Here is a 21,626-nt window from a genome sequence, read left to right as displayed (position 1 = left end):
GCACGATCGTGGGTTCGGCGTCGGTCACCGTTTGCTCCCTGTTCGGGCGGGCTGGGGGCAATAGTCAGTCTACGGGTCATCGGCAGCGGGTAGTACGCCCGCTCGCATCCGGGCGGTTAACACCTGCAAATTGTCGCTGATTCATTGCTGATCGCTGTTACCGTCCCGGTTGTGACCACGGACGAGGGCGCCAGCGAACAGGCCGGTCGGACCGGTTCGGACAGTTCCAACGCCGAACCGGAGCCCGCGAATTCCCGTCGCGCGAAGGGACCGAGAGCGAGATCTGCCACACGTGAGCTCCGGCGCGGTGAGTTCTTGCGCATGGTCGCGCGTCCGACGGTGGTGCTCGCGATCCTCACCGCCCTACTCGGCGTGATGTACCTCGATTACGTGGCCGATCCGGAGGGGAATCTGCACGATTTCCCGATCGCGGTGGTCAACCTCGACGTCGGCGATGTGACGGCCACCGGCACCAAGGTCGACTTCGGCAAGCAGGTCACCGACGCCCTGGTTGCCGGGGTGCCGCAGGACAAGGTCGATCTGCGGGTGATCGGGGTCACAGAATCCGAGCGGCAACTGCGCAATGGTGAGATCTACGGTGCGATCGTCATCCCCGGCGATTTCAGCAAACGTCTCGGCATCCTCGGCACCGGGTCGATCGTGGCGGGCGAGATGGAACGTCCGGTGATCACCTTGCAGACCAATCCGCGCCTCGGTGCCTTCGGCGCGCAGATCACCAAGCGCATCGGCGACCAGGCGCTCACCGAGGTCGACAAGCAGGTCGGCGTCCAGCTCACCGATCAGGTGAAGGCGGCGCTGGCAGCCACCCCCGAAGGCGCCCCGGCACCGCAGGTCTCCGGCGCGGCGATGCTGACGCTGCAGCACCCGATCGACATCGTCGAGTCCGAGTTCCGCCCGCTGCCCGACGGCACCGGCGAGGGCCTGACGGCCTTCTTCTACGCACTGTTGCTGCTGCTGGCCGGCATGATCGGCGCGATGGTCGTGCACACGATGACCGACGCGCATCTCGGTTTCGTGCCCAACGAGTACGGGCCGTTCTATCTGCACCACGAGCCGGTGAAGATCTCCCGCTTCGGCACCTTGCTGGTCAAATGGGCTGTGATGGTGGTGGTTTCGCTCGTTGTCGCGCTGGTGTACATCCTGGTCGCCGAGGCACTGAACATGCCCGTCAGCAACCCCTTCGGCCTCTACCTGTTCTCGGTGCTGTGCCTGATCGCCTGCGGCTGGACCGGTCTGACCATGCTCGCCGTCTTCGGCACCCCCGGCCTGCTGATCAACATGGTCCTGTTCGTCATCCTGGGCCTGCCGTCCTCGGGCGGCACGGTCCCCATCGAGGCCACTCCCAAATACCTCACCTGGCTGGCCGAGTTCGAGCCGATGCACCAGGTGTACCTGGGCGTCCGCTCGATCCTCTACTTCGATTCCAACTACGACGCAGGCCTCGGCCGCGGCACCTTCATGGCCTTCCTCGGCATCGCCATCGCCGTGGTCCTCGGCGCCGCCGTAACCAGGTTCTACGACGTCAAGGGCCTGCACCGCGAGAACCTGCTCGCCCGCGAGGCAACCGACCCGTCCTGATGGGCGCGGCCGCCGGCGACCGCGGCCGTACGCCTAGCCGACCGCGGGCAGCGGCACGATCGGCAGCCACCCCGCGATCTCCCCGGCCCTGGTCCCCGACGCACTCACCACCCCCGTCCGCACCGCCTCCTCGAACCCGAGCAGCCCGGTAGCCAGCAACAACCAGGTCCGAGCATCCGTCTCCACCACATTCGGCGGATTCCCCCGAGTATGCCGAGGCCCCTCGATACATTGCACCGCCACGAACGGCGGCACCCGCACCTCCACCGAATGCCCCGGCGCACTCCCCGCCAACGCCCGCGCAGTCCCCTTCACCGCCGCCCCCAACTCCCCCCGCCCCGGCACCGGCAACCCCGGATCCCGCAGCCACTCCCCCACCCCCAACACAGCCGCCCGCACCTCAGCAGCATCAACCTTCTGTCGCGCCATTACCGAGACGCTACCGACCGCCACCGACACACAGAGGACACCCATGACCGCCTACCACCTCGAAGTCTTCCGAGACGACCAGTGGTGGATGATCCGAATCCCCCAACTCGACGGCCTCGACGGCAACATCGAAGGCCTCACCCAAGCGCGACGCCACGCCGACATCGCCACGGAGGCAACCGACTACATCTGCACCGTTGCCGGCGTCGCGGCCGCCACCGTCGAACTCGTGTACGCGCTAGCGTGACAGTCGATGAGACGTGCGACAGCCTTGATCTCGATACCGGCCGCGGTGCTGATCGCCGCCTGCCAGACGCCCGACGACACCACCCCGCCCGATCCGCCACAAACCGTCCTCGCGTGCCAGGGCAAATTCGTGACCGGCCCACAAACGATCGCTGGGTTGGACCTCTCGAAGTTCATGCAGCGCACCCGCCTCCCACCGGGTGTCAGCGTGGCCGCGGGTAGATCTGCCTTGTCGCCCGAGCATCCGGGCCTGGTCGACTTGTACCTCGACCTCTGTCTGCCGGACACCGCCTCGATGAACGACCTCCTCCCGGTCGCCACCGCTCTGGCCAACGACCTCAAAGCCGACGAACTCGGTTCCCGCACAGCGTCATTGGCCATTGCCTGTGTCTGTGCCCATCTCCCCGGCCGCACCGAAGTACGCGACGAGGATTTCCAGCAACACCCGTGGAACGGCACACCGTCCCGCGACGCGGAGTACCTGATCTGGACCAGGTCCGACAGCTGAACCCGGAGCCGATGGCGTCGAACGCCGCGCGTCCCGACCAGCGATCTATTGCCCGGCAGCACGGGCGGAGGTGACTCGTCGTACATTCGTCCTATGAGTTTCATCGATCCACTGGAGCCGACCGTGCTGCGTTTGCGCGCTGCCGACGGCCTCACCCTGGTGGCCGACAACTTCGGCGCGGAGGACGGCCCGCTGGTCGTGATGCTGCACGGTGGTGGGCAGACCCGGCATTCGTGGAAGCGGACGGGGCGGGCGCTGGCGGCGGCGGGAATGCGGGTCGTCGCCGTTGACGCGCGCGGGCACGGGGACAGTGATTGGTCGCCGACGGCGGACTACTCCAGGACCGCGATGGTCAGCGACCTGCACGCCGTGCTCGAGCAGCTCGGCGCGACGCAGGAGGCGGGCGCGGTGGTGGTCGGGGCCAGCATGGGTGGGATCACCGGGCTGCTCGCCACCGCGACACCGGGTGGGAGCGCGATTCGCGCGCTCGTCCTGGTCGACATCGTGCCCCGCTCGGAATCGGCGGGCGTGGAGCGCGTCATGGATTTCCTCGGCAGGCATCGCGACGGCTTCGACACCCTCGATCAGGTGGCCGACGCGGTCGCCGCGTACATGCCGCACCGGCCGCGCCCCGACAACGCCGACGGCTTGCTGCGCAACCTGCGTCAGCGGGACGGGCGCTGGTACTGGCACTGGGACCCCGACCTGATCAGCGACGTCAACGACGACCCGGAAGCCCGCATCATCGAGATGGAAGCCGCCGCCGAAGCCTTGACCATCCCGGTCCTGCTGGTCCGCGGCGGCAAGTCCGATGTGGTCAGCGACGAAGGCGCCGCGGCATTCCTGGCGCTGGCACCGCACGCCCGACTGGCCGAGATCGGCGCCGCGGCCCACACCGCGGCGGGCGACGACAACGACGCCTTCACCGAGGCCGTCGCCGGTTTCGTCGCCACGGCCTGAGCCCGGTCACCCAGCCTGCCCGCCGCAGGCTCCCTGCCGCATCCGAAAGCCGGCAGCGCTACCGCGTGCGCCCATCGACCCACCGGGCAGCGACAGGCGCGAGCGCTCCCCCCGCATTGATCGCCAGATGCAGGAGCGCGGGCGCGGTCGCACTCCCCGATCGACGGCGAAGCACGCTGAAAACAAGGCCGGCGAGAGTGGTGGCCAAGACGGTCGGGAGCACGGGATCCTGTGCGGCTCTTGCCGGTTGGATGTGCCAGAGGCCGAAATCCACCGCGCTGATCGCGGGCGCCGTGGCACCGGCACTCGCGGCCAGCAGTGGATCGAGGGTGCCCCGGAAGATCGCCTCCTCGGCCAGGACCGTGCCGACGGGGATGTGCAAGGCGATCCATTCGAGGGTCGAGGTCTCCGGTGCGCGGACAGCGATTTCGAGCGGAAGACGCCGCAGCGACGGAACAGCAAGGGCTACCGCGTAACCGGCGAGAACTACCACCGCACTGCCCAGTCCCCATCGAAACCCACTGGGCGACGACCAGTTCGGCCGGCCTCGAAAGACCTTCGTGTATCCCGCGGCGAAGGCGGCGTTCGCTACGGTGCGGCCACGAAGCCCAAGGCCGAGGGCGGGCAGGACCCGGTTGCTCCAGAGGAGCGGAAGCGCCAGCGCAGCAACATTTTCCAGCCTTCTCACTTCACCACCCGCTCGATTCGCTCCGCCGATTCCAGTGCCACCCGAATTCGCTCGACGACCTCGACACTCACCCCACCGGGCGCACCCACCGCCAACCACCCGTCCAGCACCAAACTCCCGTACCGGTGCCCGTGCCCGTCCGAAACCCCCTGCGCATTGGTGAGATCAGCCGTGACCTGCCAGAACGTCACAAAAGGCGCCCACCGCATCTGCGTCGACACATCGGGCCCACGCGGCTCACTCAACCAGTCCGGCCGCGTGAAGATCAGATCGGCCGACCACCACACGATCGGATCGGACGGGTGTTGCAGGTAGGCGATGCGGGGTGCGCGCCACGGCTCCGAACCGGCGAAATCCGTTGCGTCATCGGCGAATCGGACGACAAGCCCATCCGCGTACACCGGCGCTACCGCGGGCGTCCCAGGATCGCGCCGATCGACGAACTGCCGCCACAACCGATTCGAATTAGGCGGCCCCACCCACAGCGCGCCATCGACCTCCTCGCGAAGATCGGCCAGCCCGTCGAAAGCCTCCTCTGAGCCCTGCGAACCCAAACTCTCCCCATAGACGAACAACTTCGGCCGATGCCCCTCCGGCTGGGCCGACCACCTTTCGTATACCGCGTCGAACAACTCCCGGCTGGCCGCCGCCGCCTTCTCCCGGTCCGAGAGAAACGACAGCACGCTGGGCAGATACGAGAACTGCGTCGCCACGATCGCCGTATCCCCGCCGTAGAGATACTCCACGGCCCCCGCCGCCATCCCGTTGACCCAGCCGGTACCGGTAGTCGTGACCACCACCATCGCCTCGCGTTCGAAGGCTTTGGTCCGCTCCAGTTCGGCCACAGCCAGCTGCGCCGCGGTCTGCTCCCGCCGCACCGACTCCAACCCCACATACGCCCGAATAGGTTCGCGCGCCGCCTTTCCCGTCACCTCGCCGATCGCGGCGGCACTCGGCCCATTGGACACGAACCACCGCCCCTCGAACCCCAGCGTCTCCCACGGCGCGAGCGACCCGGCGCTCCCCGAACGCTCCGGCGCCACCGGCTGCACCGCATACGGCGTGGTCCGATCGTTGCGCACACTGAACGCCGAGTTGGCCACCGCGAAGAACGCCCGCGACGCGACCCCGTTGAAGATCGTCACCGTGAGCACGACCAGCACCAGCAACCCGGCGGCCGGCGCCACCTCACGCGGCACCCGTACCCACCGATTGAGCTGGCGTGCCAGCCCCAGCACCATCACCCGCACCGTCCGATACGCGGCCACCACCGCCACTCCGACCGCCACACTGAGCAGCCCGGTGCGCAGATACGCGGGCGTGGTCGTGCCCGCCATCCCCATCAGCGAGGTGATCTCGCGCTGCCACTTCGCCGACTGCACCAGCATCAGCGCCGCGACCAGCGCACACCCCACCAGCACGCTCGCCTTGATCGCGTACCGCACCCGATCGGAAGGACTCGGAATCGGCAGCCGCGACCGCACCCACTGCCGGAACACCCACTCGAGCACACACCCGAGCCCGTACCCGATCGCCGCGTTGATCCCACTGATCAGTCCCTGGAAGAGCCAGTCGCGCGGCACCAGCGAAGGTGTCACCGACAGCCCGAAAAACAGCGTGGCCAGCACCAATCCGACATAGTTCAGGTCGATCATCTGCTCCACGCGCCGCGCGAGAACACCGCCGCGCGCACGCAGCATCGCGGAAGTCGAAGCGCGCTCGGTCACCGCCCCAGTATGGCGTCCGCCACCGACAATCTCGAAGATTTACGCCTGCGGAGCCGCTCACAAAATACGTAGCGCACTCGAGTAGTTGTACGCGCGATCGCGACGCCGCGGGTCAGCACACTGAGAACCATGAGCACAAACCACAAGCCGAAGAACACCTCGGCCTACATGGCCCAGGCCGCGATCGCGTTCGCTGTCAGTCTGTTCGGGACCGGCGCCGGAATCGCGTATCTGCCGCTGGACGGCTGGCAGCGCGCGTTCCTCGCGATGTCGGGGCTGTTCCTGGTGACCAGCTGCTTCACCCTCGCCAAGGTCGTGCGCGACCAGCAGGAGACCCAATCACTGTTGAGCCGGGTCGATGAGGCGCGGCTGGAACAGCTGATCGCCGAACACAATCCGTTCAAATCGGTGTCGTGAGTGCGCCGGGGCTGCGCCGATCGAGGGGTTCGGCGCTGCCCCGGTTTCGTCACTTCAACTGCCGCTCGGTGGCCGCGGCCTCGAGCACGAACGTCTCGATGCGCGCCGCCAATTCCGGTGTGTAATCCGGTGGTTGGGCTACCGCCGCCCAAGCCTCGGGGACGACATTGCCGTAGTTGTGACCGTGCCCGTCCGAAACCGTCTGCGCGCGCGGCAGATCCGCGGCCACCTGCCAGAACGTCACGATGGGATACCACGACATCGCCGGCGACACATCCGGACCGCGCTTCTCCCGCAACCAATCCGGCTGACTGAACAACAGATCCGGCGACCACCACACCACCGGGTCGGAAGCGTGCTGCAGGTAGACGATGCGCGGATCGTTCCAGACCGGCGTCGGCTGAGCGAGCTGATCAGCGCTCGCGGCGAACCGCACCGACATCCCGTCGGCGTAGATCGGGGTGATCTCGTCGGTGCCGGGGTCACGTCTTGTCACGAATTCCGACCACAGCCGGTTGGAGTTGGGCGGCCCCACCCACAGCACCCCGTCGGCGCGATTGCGGATATCGGCCAGCCCGGAGAACGCGCCCTCCGACCCCTGCGAACCGAGGCTCTCGCCGTAGACCAGCAGCTTGGGCCTGGCGTCTTCGGGCAGCGCCGACCAGCGGTCGTACACCTTGTCGAACAGCGTGCGCCCCATGGTCATCGACTTGTCCCGGTCCGACAGGAACGACAACGCGCTGGGCAGATACGAGTACTGCGTCGCCACCAGCGCGGTGTCCCCGCCGTACATCAATTCGACCGCCACGGCACTGGTCGTGTCGACCCAGCCGGTGCCGGTGGTGCTGATCACCACCAGCGCCTCGCGTTCGAAGGCCTTGGTGCGTTCGAGTTCGGCGACGGCCACGTCGGTCTGCGCCTCGACACCGTCGGCGGATTCCAGCCCGGCGTAGACCCGAATCGGTTCGCGCGCGGGCGTTCCGGTGACCTGACCGATCGCGAGGGCGTTCGGCGCGTTCGAGACGAACCACCGGCCTTCGGATCCCAGTGTCTCCCATTTGGCCAACGAGTCAGGGCTACCGGAACGTTCGGGCAGCGTCGGCTGGACCGCGTGCGCCGAGGTGTGACTGTTGCGCGCGCTGAACGCCGAATTGGCCACGGCGAAAAAGCCTTTCGCCAACACGCCGTTGAACAACAGCACCGCCGCCACCACGACCACGATCACCCCGAGCGGCCGCGCGAACGCGGCCGGAATCCGCACCCACTGATTCAGCGCCCGCGTCACCGTACGCACCAGCCGCACCACCAGTCGCGAGATCCAGATCAGCAGCCCGACCACCACCGCGCCGATCAGCACCGTCCGCGGATACCCCGCGTCGGAGACCGGCGCCATCCCCATCAGATCGGTGATCTGCCGCTGCCACTTCGAGGACTGAATGCTCATCAGCACCGCGAAGATCAGGCACGCCACCACGATCGCGCTCTTGCCCGCCACCAGCGACCAGCCCGGTCGCCGAGCCCACGCCGTGCGCACCTGCTCGGGCCAGGTGATCCGCGGCGCGACCCACTTGCGCCACGCCAGGGCCAGCGCACAGCCGAGCCCGTAGCCGATCGTCGCGTTGATCCCGCTGAGCAGACCCTGGAAGAACCAGTCACGGGGCAGCAGCGAGGGGGTCAGCGACAGTCCGAAGAACATCGTCGCCACCACAAGGCCGGTGTAATTGGGATGAAAAAACCTCTCCACCAGGTGAATTCCCCTGATGAAGAGGTTGTCGTGCGCAGCGTCTTCGCGCGCGACCGGCCGAGGAGTCGAGCTCGTATCCGCTGTAGTCAAGCTCGACTCCTCATCGGTCAATTCACGCGGTATGGGCTCCGAACAGCTTAGGCAGCGTGCCTTCGAACGCCTCACGCAATTCGGTGAGTGTCACGGAGAACTGCCCCTGCACCTCGACCGAATCCGAGCCCTGATCGGCCACGCCGATGCGCACCCACGGCAGCTGCCGCGCATCACACATCTTGGTGAACCTGGTCTCCTCCGAGCGCGGCACCGCGACGAGCACGCGCCCGGCCGACTCGGAGAACAGCTGCACGAACGGATCCGAGCCCTCGGGAAGCACGATGCGGCAACCGGTCTCGCCCGCCAGCGCCGCCTCTATCACGGTCTGCGCCAGCCCACCCTCGGACAGGTCGTGCGCGGCGGAGATCATGCCGTCGCGCGAACCCGAGGTGAGCACCTCCGAGAGCAACTGCTCGCGAGCGAAGTCGACCTTCGGCGGCACGCCACCGAGGTGATCGTGGGTCACCTGCGACCAGATCGAGCCGTCCAGCTCGTCGTGGGTCTCGCCGAGCAGGATCAGCGATTCGCCCACTTCGATGCCGAGGCCGGTCGGGATGCGGCGGTGCACATCGTCGATCACGCCGAGCACCCCGACCACCGGGGTGGGCAGGATGGCGTCCTTGCCGGTCTGGTTGTAGAAGCTCACGTTGCCGCCGGTGACCGGAATGCCAAGGGCCGCACAGCCATCCGCGAGACCGCGCACGGCCTGCTGGAACTGCCACATCACGCCAGGATCCTCCGGCGAACCGAAGTTCAGGCAGTTGGTGACGGCCTTGGGGGTGGCGCCGGTGGTGGCGACATTGCGGAACGCCTCGGCCAGTGCCAGCTGCGCGCCGGTGTACGGGTCGAGCTTGGTGTAGCGGCCCGACGCGTCGGTGGCCAGCGCGATACCGCGGCCGGAGGACTCGTCGATGCGGACGACGCCCGCGTCGGCGTGCTCGGCCAGCACGGTGTTGCCACGCACGTAGCGGTCGTACTGCTCGGTGATCCACTTGCGGCTGCACAGCTGCGGGCTGGCGATCATCGTGAGCAGGGTCTCGCGCAGCTCGTCGCCGGTCTTGGGCCGGGTCAGGGTGGCGGTGGTGTCGGCGATCAGCGCGTCCTGGGTGTCGGGACGCTGCACCGGGCGCTCGTAGACCGGGCCCTCGTGGGCGACCGTGCGCGGCGGCACGTCCACCACGGTCTCGCCGTGCCAGGTGATGACGAGGTGGTCGCCGTCGGTGACCTCACCGATGTCGGTGGCCAGCACGTCCCACTTCTTGCAGACGGCCATGAAGGCTTCCACGTTCGCCGGCGTGACGACCGCGCACATGCGCTCCTGCGATTCGCTCGACAGGATCTCCGCGGGGGTCATGTGCGCCGCGCGCAGCGGGACCTTGGTCAGGTCGATGTGCATGCCACCGTCGCCCGCCGCGGCGAGTTCGGACGTGGCACAGGACAGTCCGGCGCCGCCGAGGTCCTGGATGCCGACGACCAGCCCGGCCGCGTACAGGTCGAGACAGCACTCGATGAGCACCTTCTCGGTGAACGGGTCGCCCACCTGCACGGCGGGCAGCTTCTTGCGGCCGGTACCCGACTCGTCACCGGAGAAGGAATCCGAGGCGAGCACGGACACGCCGCCGATGCCGTCGAGGCCGGTGCGCGCGCCGAACAGGATGATCCGGTTGCCGTTGCCCGAGGCGAACGCCAGGTGCAGGTCTTCCACGCGCATCGCGCCCGCGCACAGCGCGTTCACGAGGGGGTTGCCCTGGTAGGAGGCGTCGAACACGGTCTCGCCGCCGACATTGGGCAGGCCGAGCGAGTTGCCGTAACCGCCGACGCCGCGCACCACACCGTCGACAACGCGACGGGTGTCGGGGGCATCAGCGGCGCCGAAACGCAGCTGGTCCATCACCGCGATCGGACGGGCGCCCATGGCCATGATGTCGCGCACGATGCCGCCGACACCGGTGGCCGCGCCCTGGTACGGCTCCACATAGGACGGGTGGTTGTGGCTCTCCACCTTGAAGGTGACGGCCCAGCCGTCGCCGATGTCGACCACGCCGGCGTTCTCGCCGATCCCGGCCAGCATCGAGGCCTTCATCTCGTCGGTGGTGGTCTCACCGAAGTAACGCAGATGAACTTTGGAGGACTTGTAGGAGCAGTGTTCGCTCCACATCACCGAGTACATCGCCAGCTCGGCATCGGTGGGCCGACGGCCCAGAATCTCCTTGATGCGGGCGTACTCGTCGTCTTTGAGACCGAGTTCCTTGTACGGCTGCGGAGCATCCGGGGTGGCTGCGGCGGTAGCGACGGTGTCGACCTGCAGTGTCACGGGAGACCAGGGTCCTTTCGGCCGGGGGGAACTTGATCTGCAGAGTCTAATGGTTGCGAGCTAGCCGCCTGCCGCCCGTACTGCCCTCATGCTGGGGAGGTAACCGGATTCGGTCTGGTCACACTTGCGACTGGGGCATTGGAGTACCCATTACTCTGGCGCTGTGAACGAAAGTCCGGGGGTTGCCGAGCAGGTCGAGCCGCCTGTTCCCGCGCGAAGTGCGGAACCGAGCTCCATCTCTTTCGAACAGAATTCCGACCGACAACGACGCTGGCTCACCGCCGCGATCGCGTTGTTCGTGTTCTCCGCCGCCGTCGCGCTGTTCGCGCACTGGTGGCACGGCTTCATCGACCTGCAGGTGTACCGCAACGGCGCGCGCGTGTGGCTCGACGGCGGCGACCTCTACGGTCCGATGCCGCCGGTCCACGGGCTGGGTCTGCCGTTCACCTATCCCCCGCTGGCCGCGATGTTCTTCGTGCCACTGGCGTTGATGCCGTTGGTGGCGGCCGAGGTCGTGGTGCTGGTGACCTCACTGGCGAGCCTGGGGATCGCGCTGTGGCTGGTGCTGGTTCGCGTGCGTCCCGAGCTCGACCGGATCGCGGTACTCACCGTGTTGATCGCCGGGCTCGGCCTCGCGCAGTACCTCGAGCCGATCCGCCAGACCGTCAATTTCGGCCAGATCAACCTGATCCTGATGGCCGCGGTCACCCTCGACATTCTCGTGCGCAAGCCGTTCTGGCCGCGCGGGATGCTGATCGGCATCGCGGTGTCGATCAAGCTGATTCCGGCCGGGTACCTGCTGTATTTCCTGCTCCGCCGGGATTGGAAGGCCGCGGCCACCATGGTCGTCTCGGCCGCGGGCGCGATCGGCGTCGGGTTCCTGCTGTTCCCGAAGGACTCGGTCGAATACTGGTTCCACACCGTCTCCGACACCGACCGCATCGGCACGCCCTACTTCGCCGGCAACCAGTCGATCAAGGGCACGCTGTTCCGTCTCGGCCTGGACGAATCACTGGCGACGGGCCTGTGGATCGGCCTGTCGGCGCTGACGATCGCGCTGGCCGCGGTGTGGATGTACCGCCTGATCGGCGCGGGTAACGACGTCGGCGCGCTACTGGTGAACGCGGCCGCGGTGCTGTTGGTCTCGCCGGTGTCGTGGTCGCATCACTGGGTCTGGGTGGCGCCCGCCCTGGTCGTGGCCGTCAGCCTCGCCGATCGCCGCCGCTCGCGCGCCTTCACCACCCTCGTCGCCCTGTTCACGGTGATGTTCATCATCGGCCCGCAGTGGGTGCTGCCCCATTCGGGCGACAAGGAACTCGCCTGGGCCTGGTGGCAGCAGATCATCGGCAGTAGCTACGTGTGGGCCACCTTCGCCGTGATCGCCTACGCGGCGATCACCTATCGCCCCGTCCGGAAGCCCTCGGCGGCAACCGAACTCGCGACTGCCTGATCGCCGCGACCGACGGCGAGCGCGCTGCGTACCGCGCCCGACCCGCCGCGACGAGCGCGCTGAGTGCCGCGCGCTCGACCCGCAGCCAAGTCCTCCGAGCGCAGGCCCAGCCGAGCTGATTCCGGGTTGGAGCGCGGCTCGTCGTACCGGGGTCAGTCCGTCGCTTCGGGCGTCAGGAAGGCGGCGAGAGCGGAGGCGTAAGCGGGGACATCGGCGGCCCCCATGAGTTCGCGGCACGAGTGCATGGCGAGCTGAGGTGCGCCGACGTCGACGGTCGACATGCCCGTGCGGGCGGCCGTCATCGGGCCGATGGTCGAGCCGCACGGCAGATCGGCGCGGTGGACGTAGCGCTGCAGCGGCACCTCCGCCTGCGCGCAGGCGAGCGCGAACGCACCCGCACCCGCCGCGTCAGTGGCGTAGCGCAGGTTCTGGTTCACCTTGAGTACCGGCCCACCGCCGACCTCGATGCGATGCGCAGGCTCGTGCCGGTCCGGGTAGTTCGGATGTGTCGCGTGCGCCATATCGCCGGAGGCGACCACCGAACCCGCAAGCGCGGCAAGGTAATCCGCACGCCCACCACCGCGTGCCAGCACGATCCGCTCCAGCACCGCGGGCAGCAGATCCGATTGCGCCCCACGATCGGACTGGCTCCCGACCTCCTCGTGGTCGAACATCACCAGTACCGCCGTCGCCGCACCCGGCTCGTCGGCGGCCGCGAGAAACGCCTGCAATCCGGCGTAGCAAGTCCCCTGATTGTCGAGCCGCGGCGCGCTCACCAGATCGAGATCGCGACCGACGATCGTGCTCGACGCGAGGTCGTGCGTCATGAGTTCCCAGCCGAGCACGTCGGCACCGTCGACCTCGGCTCGCTCGGCCACGAAGTCCAGGAACGAGGCGGGTGCGTCGCCGATCCCCCAGATCGCGTTCACGTGCCGCTGCGGGTCGAGGGTGACCCCGCGCCGATCCTCGGACAGGTGGATCGCCAGTTGCGGCACCCGCAGGATCGGCTCGTCGATCCGCACCAGCACGTCGCGCATTCGCGCGCCCTCGCGCACACTGAGCCGCCCCGAGAGCCCAAGTTCCCGATCGAGCCAGGAGTTCAGCCAGGCCCCGCCGTACGGCTCGAGTCCGACGAGCTGCCAGCCTGCGCCCGCCAGATCGGGATGCTGCTTCACCCGCAGGTTGGGACTGTCGGTGTGCGCGCCGACCACCCGGAACGGGGCCGCGGGTACCGCGTCGTAATCGGCCCACGCGATCAGCGAACCACCGCGCACCACATAGTGTTTCCCGCCCGCGTCGTCCCACGCCGACGCCTCGGTCAACGGCGTGAACCCGTTGCCGTCCAGCTCGGCCGCCACCGTCGCACACACATGGAACGGCGAGGGTGACGCATCGATGAAGGCACAGAGTCCGCTGGCCGTGGCCGCTGTCAAGGAAACGGGCATCCTGCGATCCTAGGCACGACACCGCGTACCGGCACCCCGCACCGGAATACCGGCGTGCGGATCAGTCGTCGCGTTCGGCGATCACCGCGAGCGCGGCCAGCAATTCGCCGTACCGGCGATTCCCTAATCGGGACCGCAGTTCTTCCTCGGCGAGCTTTTCCTGCGCGCGGATCCTGGCGACCAGCCTCGCGCCGAGACTGCTCAGTCCGATCAGGATCCGGCGCCGGTCGTCGGTGGCGGCGACCCGGAAGATCAGACCGCGTTCGGCCAGGTTGTCCGCGTGCCGGGTGGCCGAGGAGGGAGCCAGGCGCGCCTGGGCGGCCAGTTCCGACATCGTCATCCCGTCGTCGGTGGACAGCTGCGACAGGATCGCCCAATGGTCGGCGGTGAGGTTGTCAGCCGTCAGCGCCGCTTCGAGCCGACACACCCAGTTGCGCTCCGCGGAGCGCAGGGCGCCGTGCAGCGTGGAATACCCACTCGTGACCAACACTGATCGCATTCTCCACCTGCCGAGAAATTCATTCGAACAAACCCTGTTCGCGCTAGGCGATAGAGTACAGAGTGCCTAATTTCGGTCCTGGTCGGGATGAAACGATCGAGATTCTCTCGATCGTCCCCACGCAGGGCCCCGGTGGCATCATCGCGCCGTCGTGCACCGCCGCCATTTCCCTGGCTGTAGACGAGATCAATAGCGGCACAGGAATTCTCGGCCGCGAAATCCACCTCACCACCATCGACGGCGGCCGCGAACCACACGAGGTAGCCGCCGAGGTGGAGGCCTTTCTCGCCACCGGAATGGTCGGCGCGATCACCGGCTGGCACACCTCGGCGGTGCGCCGAGCAGTCGCCGACGCCGTCGACGCCCGCGTCCCCTATCTCTACGCCACCGATCACGAGGGCCTGCCCGACGAACGCCCCGGCGTCCTGCTGGTGGGTGAACATCCCGACCACCAAACAGTCCCCGCCGCCGCCTGGATGGCTCGCGAACTCGGCGTGCGCCGCTGGGCGGTCATCGGCAACGACTACATCTGGCCCCGGCGAACAGCTCGCGCGCTCCGTCGGTCCCTGCCGAACCCCTACGACATCATCGTCGAGCAGTACGTCCCACTCGGCACCACCGATTTCGGCGATTTCCTCGGCAACCCCACTCTCCTGCTGGCCGACGCAGTCCTGATCCTCATGGTCGGCGCCGACACCGCCCGCTTCAACCGCCAGTTCACCGCCACCGGACTCCCCACCGTCATGCCCCGCCTCAGCCCCGCGGTCGACGAGAACGTCCTACTCAGCGCGGGCCCATCGGCCAACACCAACCTCTACGTGGCCTCGAGCTTCTTCATCGACAACCACACCCCCGAGGGCCGCTCCCGCCAGGCCCGCTACCACCGCCACCATGGCCAATTCGCCCCCGCCCTGACAACTTTCAGCAACTCCACCTACGAAGCGATCCACCTGCTGAACACCCTGGCCGACACGACCGGCACCCTCGACGTGAACAAGATCACCGCCGCGGTGGAAACCGGCCTGGTGCTCGACGGACCAGCCACCCGCCGAGGTTTCCTCGGCAATCAAGCAGTCGGCCCCGCCCACATAGCCCAGGCGAACGGCATCGACTTCGACATCATCGACACCCTCCCCTGACCCCGCACCCCAAACCACACCTTCACCCCAGCCCGACCCCGCCATCCACAACCCACCCCACAACCACCCGCGCACCCAGCGCGTCCCCGTCTTCCACAACCCACCCAACCCAGCCACCGCACTCCCGACCCTTAGGTGTGTTGACCACGCAGGTTGGTAACGGCGTGGCGAGCTGACATGGCGAAGACCTCCGAGTGAGATGCGAGCTGTCTAAGGAACGCGTCTCTCAACGGAGGTCTTCAATGACACACCGTAATGCACCCCTGACCGAACTCGGCCGTCTACGACTAGCCCGCTGTGTCATCGACGACGGCTGGCCACTACGACGGGCAGCCGAACGATTCCAAGTCTCACCCACCACCGCCGCCCGCTGGGCCAACCGCTACCGCCACCACGGCATCGCGGCCATGTCCGACCGATCCTCACGCCCGCACCACTGCCCGAACCGGACCCCGACCCGCACCGAACGCCGCATCATCAAAATCCGTGTCCTACGCCGGTGGGGACCAGCACGGATCGCCTACCTACTCGGTTTGCATCCCTCCACCGTGCACCGGGTGTTGACACGCTACAAACTGGCCCGCCTGGCCTGGCTCGACCGCACCACCGGCACCCCGATCCGCCGCTACGAACACGACCACCCCGGCGACCTGGTCCATGTCGATATCAAAAAGCTGGGCAACATCCCCGACGGCGGCGGGGCCCGCGCGGTCGGGCAAAAACTCGGGCGCACCAACCGCACCCGGACCGCGGGCAAGACTCTCGACAGCCGTGGTCGCAGCCATCTGGGCTACAGCTATCTCCACAACGCCATCGATGACCATTCCCGCCTCGCCTACACCGAGATCCTGCCCAACGAACGCAAGGAAACCGCTGCCGGGTTCTGGCAACGAGCCCAGAAGTTCTTCTCCACCAACGGGATCACCGTCAAACGAGTCCTGACCGACAACGGTCCCTGCTACCGGTCCCGGCTCTGGGCCCAGACGATGACCGCGGCCTCGATCACCCATAAACGGACCCGCCCTTACCGGCCACAAACCAACGGCAAGGTCGAACGGTTCAACCGCACCCTTGTCGATGAATGGGCCTATGCCCGCGCTTACCGGTCAGAGACCGAACGCCGAGCCGCGTTCACCGAGTGGCTCCATACCTACAATCACCACCGAGCCCACACCGCACTCGGAGGACGTCCGCCAGCCAGCCGCGTCCCTAACCTCTCAGGTCAACACACTTAGGGAGGGACGGCCACGAAGTGGCCGGTCGCGGCCGGGTCGCCGGTTAGGCGCCGGTGCGTAGGCGACGAAGGAGCAAGCACCGGCGCCTAACCGGCGGCCCCTCGGGGCCGCGACTCGAGCGCGCCAGCGCTCCAATAAACACAGCCAGCGCCTCCAGGACTACTAAAACCCCAGTTCTCAGGCCCCGACAAAACTATCGATAACCGAGAAAAACATCCCCAACCCATCATCACTAGGCCCAGTCAAAGCCTCAGTAGCGTGCTCAGGATGCGGCATCAACCCAACAACCCGGCCGTTAGCCGACGAGATCCCAGCAATCCCACGCTGCGACCCATTCGGATTGCCACCCGAATACCGAAAAACCACCCGACCTTCGCCCTCGAGCTCATCCAGCACCTTCTCCGAAGCCTGGAACCGCCCCTCACCCGACTTCAACGGAACAAGGATCTGCGCACCCGACTCATACCGCGAACTCCACGCGGTATCGGTCGCCTCGACCGTCAACCACTCGTCCCGGCAGATGAAGTGCAGCCCCTCGTTCCGAGTCAGCGCACCCGGCAGCAGCCCGGCCTCACACAGCACCTGGAATCCATTACAGATGCCGAGCACCGGCAGACCCTGCCCGGCCGCGCGAACGACCTCGCCCATCACCGGCGCGAACCGCGCGATAGCGCCGCACCGCAGGTAGTCCCCGTAGGAGAACCCACCGGGCACGATCACCGCGTCGACACCCTTGATATCGGCGTCGGCATGCCACAGGCTCACAGCCTCGGCGCCGGCCAGCCGCACCGCGCGAGCCGCATCGACATCGTCGAGCGTGCCCGGGAAGGTAATTACGCCAATACGCGCGCTCACGAGACCCGAACGACCTTCCAGTCCTCGATCACCGTGTTCGCCAGCAGCGCCTCGGCGATCTGCTCGAGCTGAGCGTCCGACACACTGTCGTCCACCTCGAGCTCGAATCGCTTGCCCTGCCGCACATCCGAGATTCCGGCGAATCCCAGACGCGGGAGCGCGCCGACCACGGCCTGTCCCTGGGGGTCCAGAATCTCGGCCTTCGGCATGACCTCGACCACGACTCGTGCCACGCGTTGCTCCTCAAGTGGTGTGGGGGGTTACCTCGGAAATCTTAGTTGACCGGGCCGTCGTGCCCGCGTTCCGGGGTCGCGGCGGCTTAGCATCGGGTATGCGCATCGCCCACTTCGGTCATTCCTGCATCCTCGTGGAACTGCACGGCGTGAAAGTACTGTTCGACCCCGGCACCTTCGCGCACGGGTTCGAGGGCATCACCGGCTTGGACGCGATCGCGGTGACCCACCAGCATCCCGACCACATCGACCCGAACCGGATCGGTGACCTCATCGAGAACAATCCCACCGCCCGCCTGCTGTCCGACCCGCAGACCGCGCAGCAGCGCAGCGAGGGCTGGGAGCCGGTGTCGGCCGGCCAGGTGCTCGATATCGGCGACTTGCAGATCACCGGCGGCGGTGGCAGGCACGCGGTGATCCACCCGGAGATCCCGGTGGTCGACAACACCGTCTTCCAGCTCGGCACCGAGGCCGACCCCGCCCAGCTGGTCCACCCCGGTGACTCGCTATGGGTGCCGCCGGTCCCGGTGGGCGTGCTCGCGATCCCCGCCGTCGCCCCGTGGATGCGCATCGCGGAGGCCGTCGACTACCTGCGCGCCGTCAATCCGCGCACCGCGGTACCCATCCACCACGGCATCATCACCCCGTCGGCCCAGGGCATCTACTTCGGCAGGCTGACCGAAATGGCCCCGGCAGGCACCGAGTTCCGCGTCATCGAACCCGAGGACCAGGGCCAGTTCTGATCAGCGATAGCTGTTCAAGAACAATGCCTCGGCCAGGGCCATGTGCTCGATCTCGCTGGGGTCGACGCTCTCGTTGGGCGCGTGGATCAGGCATTTCGGCTCTTCGACGCCGATCAGCATGATCTCGGCGTTCGGATAGGTGTCGGCGAAGACATTGCACAGCGGGATCGACCCGCCCTGGCCCTCGGTGGTCACCTCGCGGCCGTAGGAGGCCGCCATCGCCTGCTCCATCGCCGCTCGAGCAGGCCCCTGCGTGGACGCGACGAACGGTTCGCCGAGCGCCTCGACCTCGATATCGATCTCGGCGTTCCACGGCACGTGCGCGCGCAGGTGCTTTTCCAGCAGGTCATAGGCCTGTTTGGGCTCGGTGCCCGGCGGGATGCGCAGGTTGAGCCTGGCCCTGGTGCTCGGCTGGATCGCCGCCGACGAGCCGACCACAGCGGGCACATCCATCCCGAGCACCGTGAGCGCGGGCCGCGCCCACACCATGTCGGAGACGGTGCCGCTGCCGAGCAGATCGACGCCGTCGAGCACACTCGCGTCGGCGCGGAAGTCCGCGACCGGATACTGCACACCGGTCCACTTCTGGTCGCCGGTGAGCCCGTCGATGGTGGTGTTGCCGTCTTTGTCCCGCAGCGACGACAACAGCTGGATCATCGCGGCGAGCGCGTCGGGCGCCGGTCCGCCGAACATGCCCGAGTGCATCGGACCCGCCATCGTCTTCACGGTGACGACGACATTCACGTTCCCGCGCAGCGTCTGGGTGAACGTGGGCACGCCGACCGCGAAATTGCCGCAGTCGGCGACCAGGATCACGTCGGCGCTCAGCAGATCGGGATTGGCGACGACGAACTTCTCCAACCCGCCCGTGCCCTGCTCCTCCGAACCCTCCGACACCACTTTGATGCCGATCGGGAAGTCCGGTCCGATCGCCCGCAGCGCCGTCAGATGGGTGACGATATTGCCCTTGCAGTCCGCCGATCCGCGCCCGAACCAGCGGCCGTCCTTGTCGGTCAGCGTCCACACCGGGGTCTCCCACGCGGCGTCGTCGAGCGGGGGCTGCACGTCGTAGTGGCAGTACAGCAGCACCGTCGGCGTTCCGGGCGGCCCCGGCTTGTGCCCGACCACCGCGTTGCTGCCGTCGGGAGTCTCGTGCAGTCCGACCTCGGTCAGCCCGGCCGCTTCGAAGGCGTCTGCCACCCACTGCGCGGTCTGCGCACACCCTTCCGGCGGGAACTGGCGCGGGTCGGCGACGGATTTCATCGAAACGAGCTGGGCCAGATCCTTTTTCGCCTGGCCCATCAGCCCGGAGACCTTGCCGCGCAGCGCCGTCACATCTTCGGTCATCTCTTCGCGCCTCACTTCGTGGTGTCGTCGAGCTTCAGGGTGTCGAGATGAGAAAGGTAGTCCTGCAATCGATCTGGGCAATAGGTGGCGATCGTGAGCGCCACCGCGTGGGTGGTGTCGCGCGGGCCGATCACCGGTCGCTGTCCTGGACCGGCCGCACCGTTGGTGATCGAGGCCTGATATTTCGCCTTGATCATCGGCGAACTCGGGTCCTGGCAGACCGACCCACCGTCGTCGCCGAGCGCGTTGGCGATCACGCTGGGCTCGGGCGCGGGCAGTCCGGCGGCCACCAGATTGTTGTGCAGCTCTTGGGCTTTCGCGTTCGCCTGCGTGTTCTCGCGGATCGCGGAGAAGGTGAACAGCCCGATCAGCGCGAACACCACGAGCAGCACACCTGCGGTGAGATAGATCCACCGCCGCTTGTGGTCGGGAGCGTCTCCGGTGGTCATGCCTGCGCCCCTTCCGGTACGTCGAGTTTCCAGCTGTCCCTGCGATTTCGGTAGAACAGATACGGAATCAGCAGACCGACGATGCCCATGCCGCCACCCACGATGAGCACATACACCCACGGGCTGCCCGCGCCGAATTGGGACGGCGGCACGAAGCCGATCGTGAACGCGGCGATCGAGGACAGGGCGCCGAGCGCGCACAGCGCCATCAAGGCGGGCGCCCGGTAACCGCGCGGATGGTCCGGATCGTCCCTGCGCAGCTTCGCGGCCGCGGCGAACATCAGCACGTACATGATCAGGTACACCTGTGTGGTGATCACCGACAGAATCCAGTACGCGCTGGAGACATTGGGGATGAACGCGTAGAGCAGCGCGATCAGCGTGGTGAACACACCTTGCGCCACCAGCATGTTCTGCTGCACGCCGTGCTTGTTGAGCCGGGTCAGGATCGGCGGCAGATACCCTTCGCTGCGCCCGATCAGCAACAGGCCCTTGGACGGTCCGGCCAGCCAGGTGAGCATGCCGCCGAGCGCGGCGGCCACCAGTGCGATGCCGATGATCGGGGTGAGGAAACCGATTCCGAAGTGGCCGAAGAAGGCATCGAAGGCCTGCATCACCCCCGCGGTAAGACTCAGGCTGGCCGACGGAACCACCCAGCTGATCGCCAGCGCGGGCAGGACGAAGATCACCAGCACCAGCGCCATCGCGAGAAACATCGCCTTGGGGAATTCCTTGGCAGGGTTCTTCAGCGACGACACATGCACCGCGTTCATCTCCATGCCCGCATAGGAGAGGAAATTGTTCACGATCAGCACCAGGCTCGCCAAGCCGGCCCATGCGGGCAGCAGATGCGACGAATCCATCGGAGCCGCAGACGGATTGCCCTGCGCGAGAAACACCAGGCCGAGCACGACCAGCAGAGTGCCGGGAATCAACGTGCCGATGACCAAACCCATACTCGACAGTCCCGCAACAGTTTTAGTGCCCTGCGAGGATACGTACACTCCCGCCCAATAGACGGTGATGATCACGATCGCCACATACAGGCCATTGGAAGCCAGCGACGGATGAATGATGTACGCGAAAGTGCTTGCCACATAAGCGAGCAGGCTCGGATAGTAGAAGATCGTCATGGCGAACTGGCACCAGACGGCAAGGAATCCGAGCGGCTTACTCAATCCCTCACTCACCCATTGATACACCCCGCCCTGCCATCCCGACGCGAGTTCCGCGGCGACCAGCGAGGTCGGCATCAGGAACAGTATCGCGGGAATGACATAGAGGAATACACAGGCCAACCCGTACACGGCCATCGTCGGCGCCGATCGCAGACTGGCCACCGAACTCGTTGTCATCAACGCCAATGTCACCCAGGACATATATTTCGTCGTTGTCGCGACTTTCGTCGCCGTGCCCGTCATCAGCGCTGCCTCCTGCTGCGTTTACACAACTAGCGGAAACCACTCGATCAACTGATGAATGATAAATCGCGCAGGGAGGTATCGA

General features: G+C 67.0%; 21 protein-coding genes. 9 read left to right on the top strand and 12 right to left on the bottom strand.

Annotated elements, in window-relative coordinates; genetic code table 11:
• Window positions 1–171: 171 nt before the first annotated feature.
• Complete coding sequence (locus ACWZHB_RS31235; protein ID WP_427905316.1) at window positions 172–1,599, top strand: YhgE/Pip domain-containing protein; 1,428 nt, start codon at window positions 172–174, stop codon at window positions 1,597–1,599.
• Between the two features lie 33 nt (window positions 1,600–1,632).
• Here ACWZHB_RS31235 and ACWZHB_RS31230 read toward each other — a convergent pair whose 3' ends face one another.
• Window positions 1,633–2,028: a sterol carrier family protein gene (locus ACWZHB_RS31230; RefSeq protein WP_427905315.1), complete on the bottom strand. Its 396-nt coding sequence runs from the start codon at window positions 2,026–2,028 to the stop codon at window positions 1,633–1,635.
• Between the two features lie 43 nt (window positions 2,029–2,071).
• Here ACWZHB_RS31230 and ACWZHB_RS31225 point away from each other — a divergent pair, with 43 nt between their 5' ends.
• The 3 genes from ACWZHB_RS31225 (at window position 2,072) to ACWZHB_RS31215 (ending at window position 3,742) form a co-directional block, all read left to right on the top strand.
• The gene (locus ACWZHB_RS31225) at window positions 2,072–2,275 is read left to right on the top strand and encodes a hypothetical protein (RefSeq protein WP_427905314.1); all 204 of its coding nucleotides are present in this window, start codon (window positions 2,072–2,074) and stop codon (window positions 2,273–2,275) included.
• A gap of 6 nt (window positions 2,276–2,281) precedes the next feature.
• On the top strand, window positions 2,282–2,782 hold the full coding sequence (locus tag ACWZHB_RS31220) for a hypothetical protein (RefSeq protein WP_427905313.1): 501 nt from the start codon (window positions 2,282–2,284) through the stop codon (window positions 2,780–2,782).
• A gap of 93 nt (window positions 2,783–2,875) precedes the next feature.
• Window positions 2,876–3,742 (top strand): alpha/beta fold hydrolase, encoded by an 867-nt coding sequence (locus tag ACWZHB_RS31215; RefSeq protein WP_427905312.1) that lies wholly within the window; start codon window positions 2,876–2,878, stop codon window positions 3,740–3,742.
• Between the two features lie 58 nt (window positions 3,743–3,800).
• Here the strand turns inward: ACWZHB_RS31215 and ACWZHB_RS31210 are convergent, their stop codons facing one another.
• Together ACWZHB_RS31210 and ACWZHB_RS31205 are read right to left on the bottom strand one after the other, a co-directional pair.
• Window positions 3,801–4,235: a CPBP family intramembrane glutamic endopeptidase gene (locus tag ACWZHB_RS31210; protein ID WP_427905311.1), complete on the bottom strand. Its 435-nt coding sequence runs from the start codon at window positions 4,233–4,235 to the stop codon at window positions 3,801–3,803.
• A gap of 191 nt (window positions 4,236–4,426) precedes the next feature.
• Window positions 4,427–6,157 carry an alpha/beta hydrolase gene (locus ACWZHB_RS31205; protein ID WP_427905310.1) on the bottom strand — a complete coding sequence of 577 codons (1,731 nt, stop codon included), beginning with the start codon at window positions 6,155–6,157 and terminating at the stop codon, window positions 4,427–4,429.
• 129 nt (window positions 6,158–6,286) lie between these two features.
• Between ACWZHB_RS31205 and ACWZHB_RS31200 the strand changes: the two genes are divergently transcribed.
• The gene (locus tag ACWZHB_RS31200; protein ID WP_379233830.1) at window positions 6,287–6,574 is read left to right on the top strand and encodes a YiaA/YiaB family inner membrane protein; all 288 of its coding nucleotides are present in this window, start codon (window positions 6,287–6,289) and stop codon (window positions 6,572–6,574) included.
• 49 nt (window positions 6,575–6,623) lie between these two features.
• On the opposite strand, the gene ACWZHB_RS31195 is transcribed toward ACWZHB_RS31200, so the two are convergent.
• Together ACWZHB_RS31195 and purL are read right to left on the bottom strand one after the other, a co-directional pair.
• Window positions 6,624–8,408 (bottom strand): alpha/beta hydrolase, encoded by a 1,785-nt coding sequence (locus ACWZHB_RS31195; RefSeq protein ID WP_427905309.1) that lies wholly within the window; start codon window positions 8,406–8,408, stop codon window positions 6,624–6,626.
• A gap of 22 nt (window positions 8,409–8,430) precedes the next feature.
• A complete protein-coding gene (gene purL, locus ACWZHB_RS31190; RefSeq protein ID WP_427905308.1) occupies window positions 8,431–10,725 on the bottom strand; it encodes a phosphoribosylformylglycinamidine synthase subunit PurL in 2,295 nt (764 codons plus the stop codon).
• Between the two features lie 163 nt (window positions 10,726–10,888).
• Between purL and ACWZHB_RS31185 the strand changes: the two genes are divergently transcribed.
• Window positions 10,889–12,175, top strand: coding sequence for a glycosyltransferase 87 family protein (locus tag ACWZHB_RS31185; RefSeq protein ID WP_427905307.1), 1,287 nt, complete (start codon window positions 10,889–10,891; stop codon window positions 12,173–12,175).
• A gap of 152 nt (window positions 12,176–12,327) precedes the next feature.
• Here ACWZHB_RS31185 and ACWZHB_RS31180 read toward each other — a convergent pair whose 3' ends face one another.
• Both ACWZHB_RS31180 and ACWZHB_RS31175 read right to left on the bottom strand, forming a co-directional pair.
• Entirely contained in the window at window positions 12,328–13,620 is a 1,293-nt protein-coding gene (locus tag ACWZHB_RS31180) for a M18 family aminopeptidase (RefSeq protein WP_427905306.1), read from the bottom strand.
• 61 nt (window positions 13,621–13,681) lie between these two features.
• Entirely contained in the window at window positions 13,682–14,110 is a 429-nt protein-coding gene (locus ACWZHB_RS31175) for a MarR family winged helix-turn-helix transcriptional regulator (RefSeq protein ID WP_427905305.1), read from the bottom strand.
• Window positions 14,111–14,181: 71 nt separating this feature from the next.
• On the opposite strand from ACWZHB_RS31175, the gene ACWZHB_RS31170 reads away from it, so the two are divergent.
• Window positions 14,182–15,258: a substrate-binding domain-containing protein gene (locus tag ACWZHB_RS31170; RefSeq protein ID WP_427905304.1), complete on the top strand. Its 1,077-nt coding sequence runs from the start codon at window positions 14,182–14,184 to the stop codon at window positions 15,256–15,258.
• A gap of 242 nt (window positions 15,259–15,500) precedes the next feature.
• The gene (locus tag ACWZHB_RS31165; protein ID WP_427903337.1) at window positions 15,501–16,493 is read left to right on the top strand and encodes an IS481 family transposase; all 993 of its coding nucleotides are present in this window, start codon (window positions 15,501–15,503) and stop codon (window positions 16,491–16,493) included.
• A gap of 177 nt (window positions 16,494–16,670) precedes the next feature.
• Here ACWZHB_RS31165 and purQ read toward each other — a convergent pair whose 3' ends face one another.
• Entirely contained in the window at window positions 16,671–17,348 is a 678-nt protein-coding gene (gene purQ, locus ACWZHB_RS31160; RefSeq protein ID WP_427905303.1) for a phosphoribosylformylglycinamidine synthase subunit PurQ, read from the bottom strand.
• On the bottom strand, window positions 17,345–17,581 hold the full coding sequence (gene purS, locus ACWZHB_RS31155; protein ID WP_056818769.1) for a phosphoribosylformylglycinamidine synthase subunit PurS: 237 nt from the start codon (window positions 17,579–17,581) through the stop codon (window positions 17,345–17,347). The genes purQ and purS overlap by 4 nt, the downstream gene beginning before the upstream one ends.
• Window positions 17,582–17,679: 98 nt before the next feature.
• Between purS and ACWZHB_RS31150 the strand changes: the two genes are divergently transcribed.
• Complete coding sequence (locus ACWZHB_RS31150; RefSeq protein WP_427905302.1) at window positions 17,680–18,324, top strand: MBL fold metallo-hydrolase; 645 nt, start codon at window positions 17,680–17,682, stop codon at window positions 18,322–18,324.
• Here the strand turns inward: ACWZHB_RS31150 and ACWZHB_RS31145 are convergent, their stop codons facing one another.
• Genes ACWZHB_RS31145 through ACWZHB_RS31135 form a run of 3 tightly spaced genes read right to left on the bottom strand, consistent with a single transcriptional unit; the run spans window position 18,325 to window position 21,541 of the window.
• On the bottom strand, window positions 18,325–19,671 hold the full coding sequence (locus ACWZHB_RS31145) for a dipeptidase (RefSeq protein WP_427905301.1): 1,347 nt from the start codon (window positions 19,669–19,671) through the stop codon (window positions 18,325–18,327). It abuts the gene before it with no gap.
• An 11-nt stretch (window positions 19,672–19,682) separates the two neighbouring features.
• A complete protein-coding gene (locus ACWZHB_RS31140) occupies window positions 19,683–20,120 on the bottom strand; it encodes a hypothetical protein (protein WP_427905300.1) in 438 nt (145 codons plus the stop codon).
• A complete protein-coding gene (locus tag ACWZHB_RS31135) occupies window positions 20,117–21,541 on the bottom strand; it encodes an APC family permease (RefSeq protein WP_427905299.1) in 1,425 nt (474 codons plus the stop codon). The genes ACWZHB_RS31140 and ACWZHB_RS31135 overlap by 4 nt, the downstream gene beginning before the upstream one ends.
• Window positions 21,542–21,626: the final 85 nt, after the last annotated feature.

It is taken from the genome of Nocardia sp. FBN12 (assembly GCF_054031145.1).
Note: the sequence above shows the minus strand (reverse complement) of the source record. Positions and strands in the feature narration are given on the sequence as shown.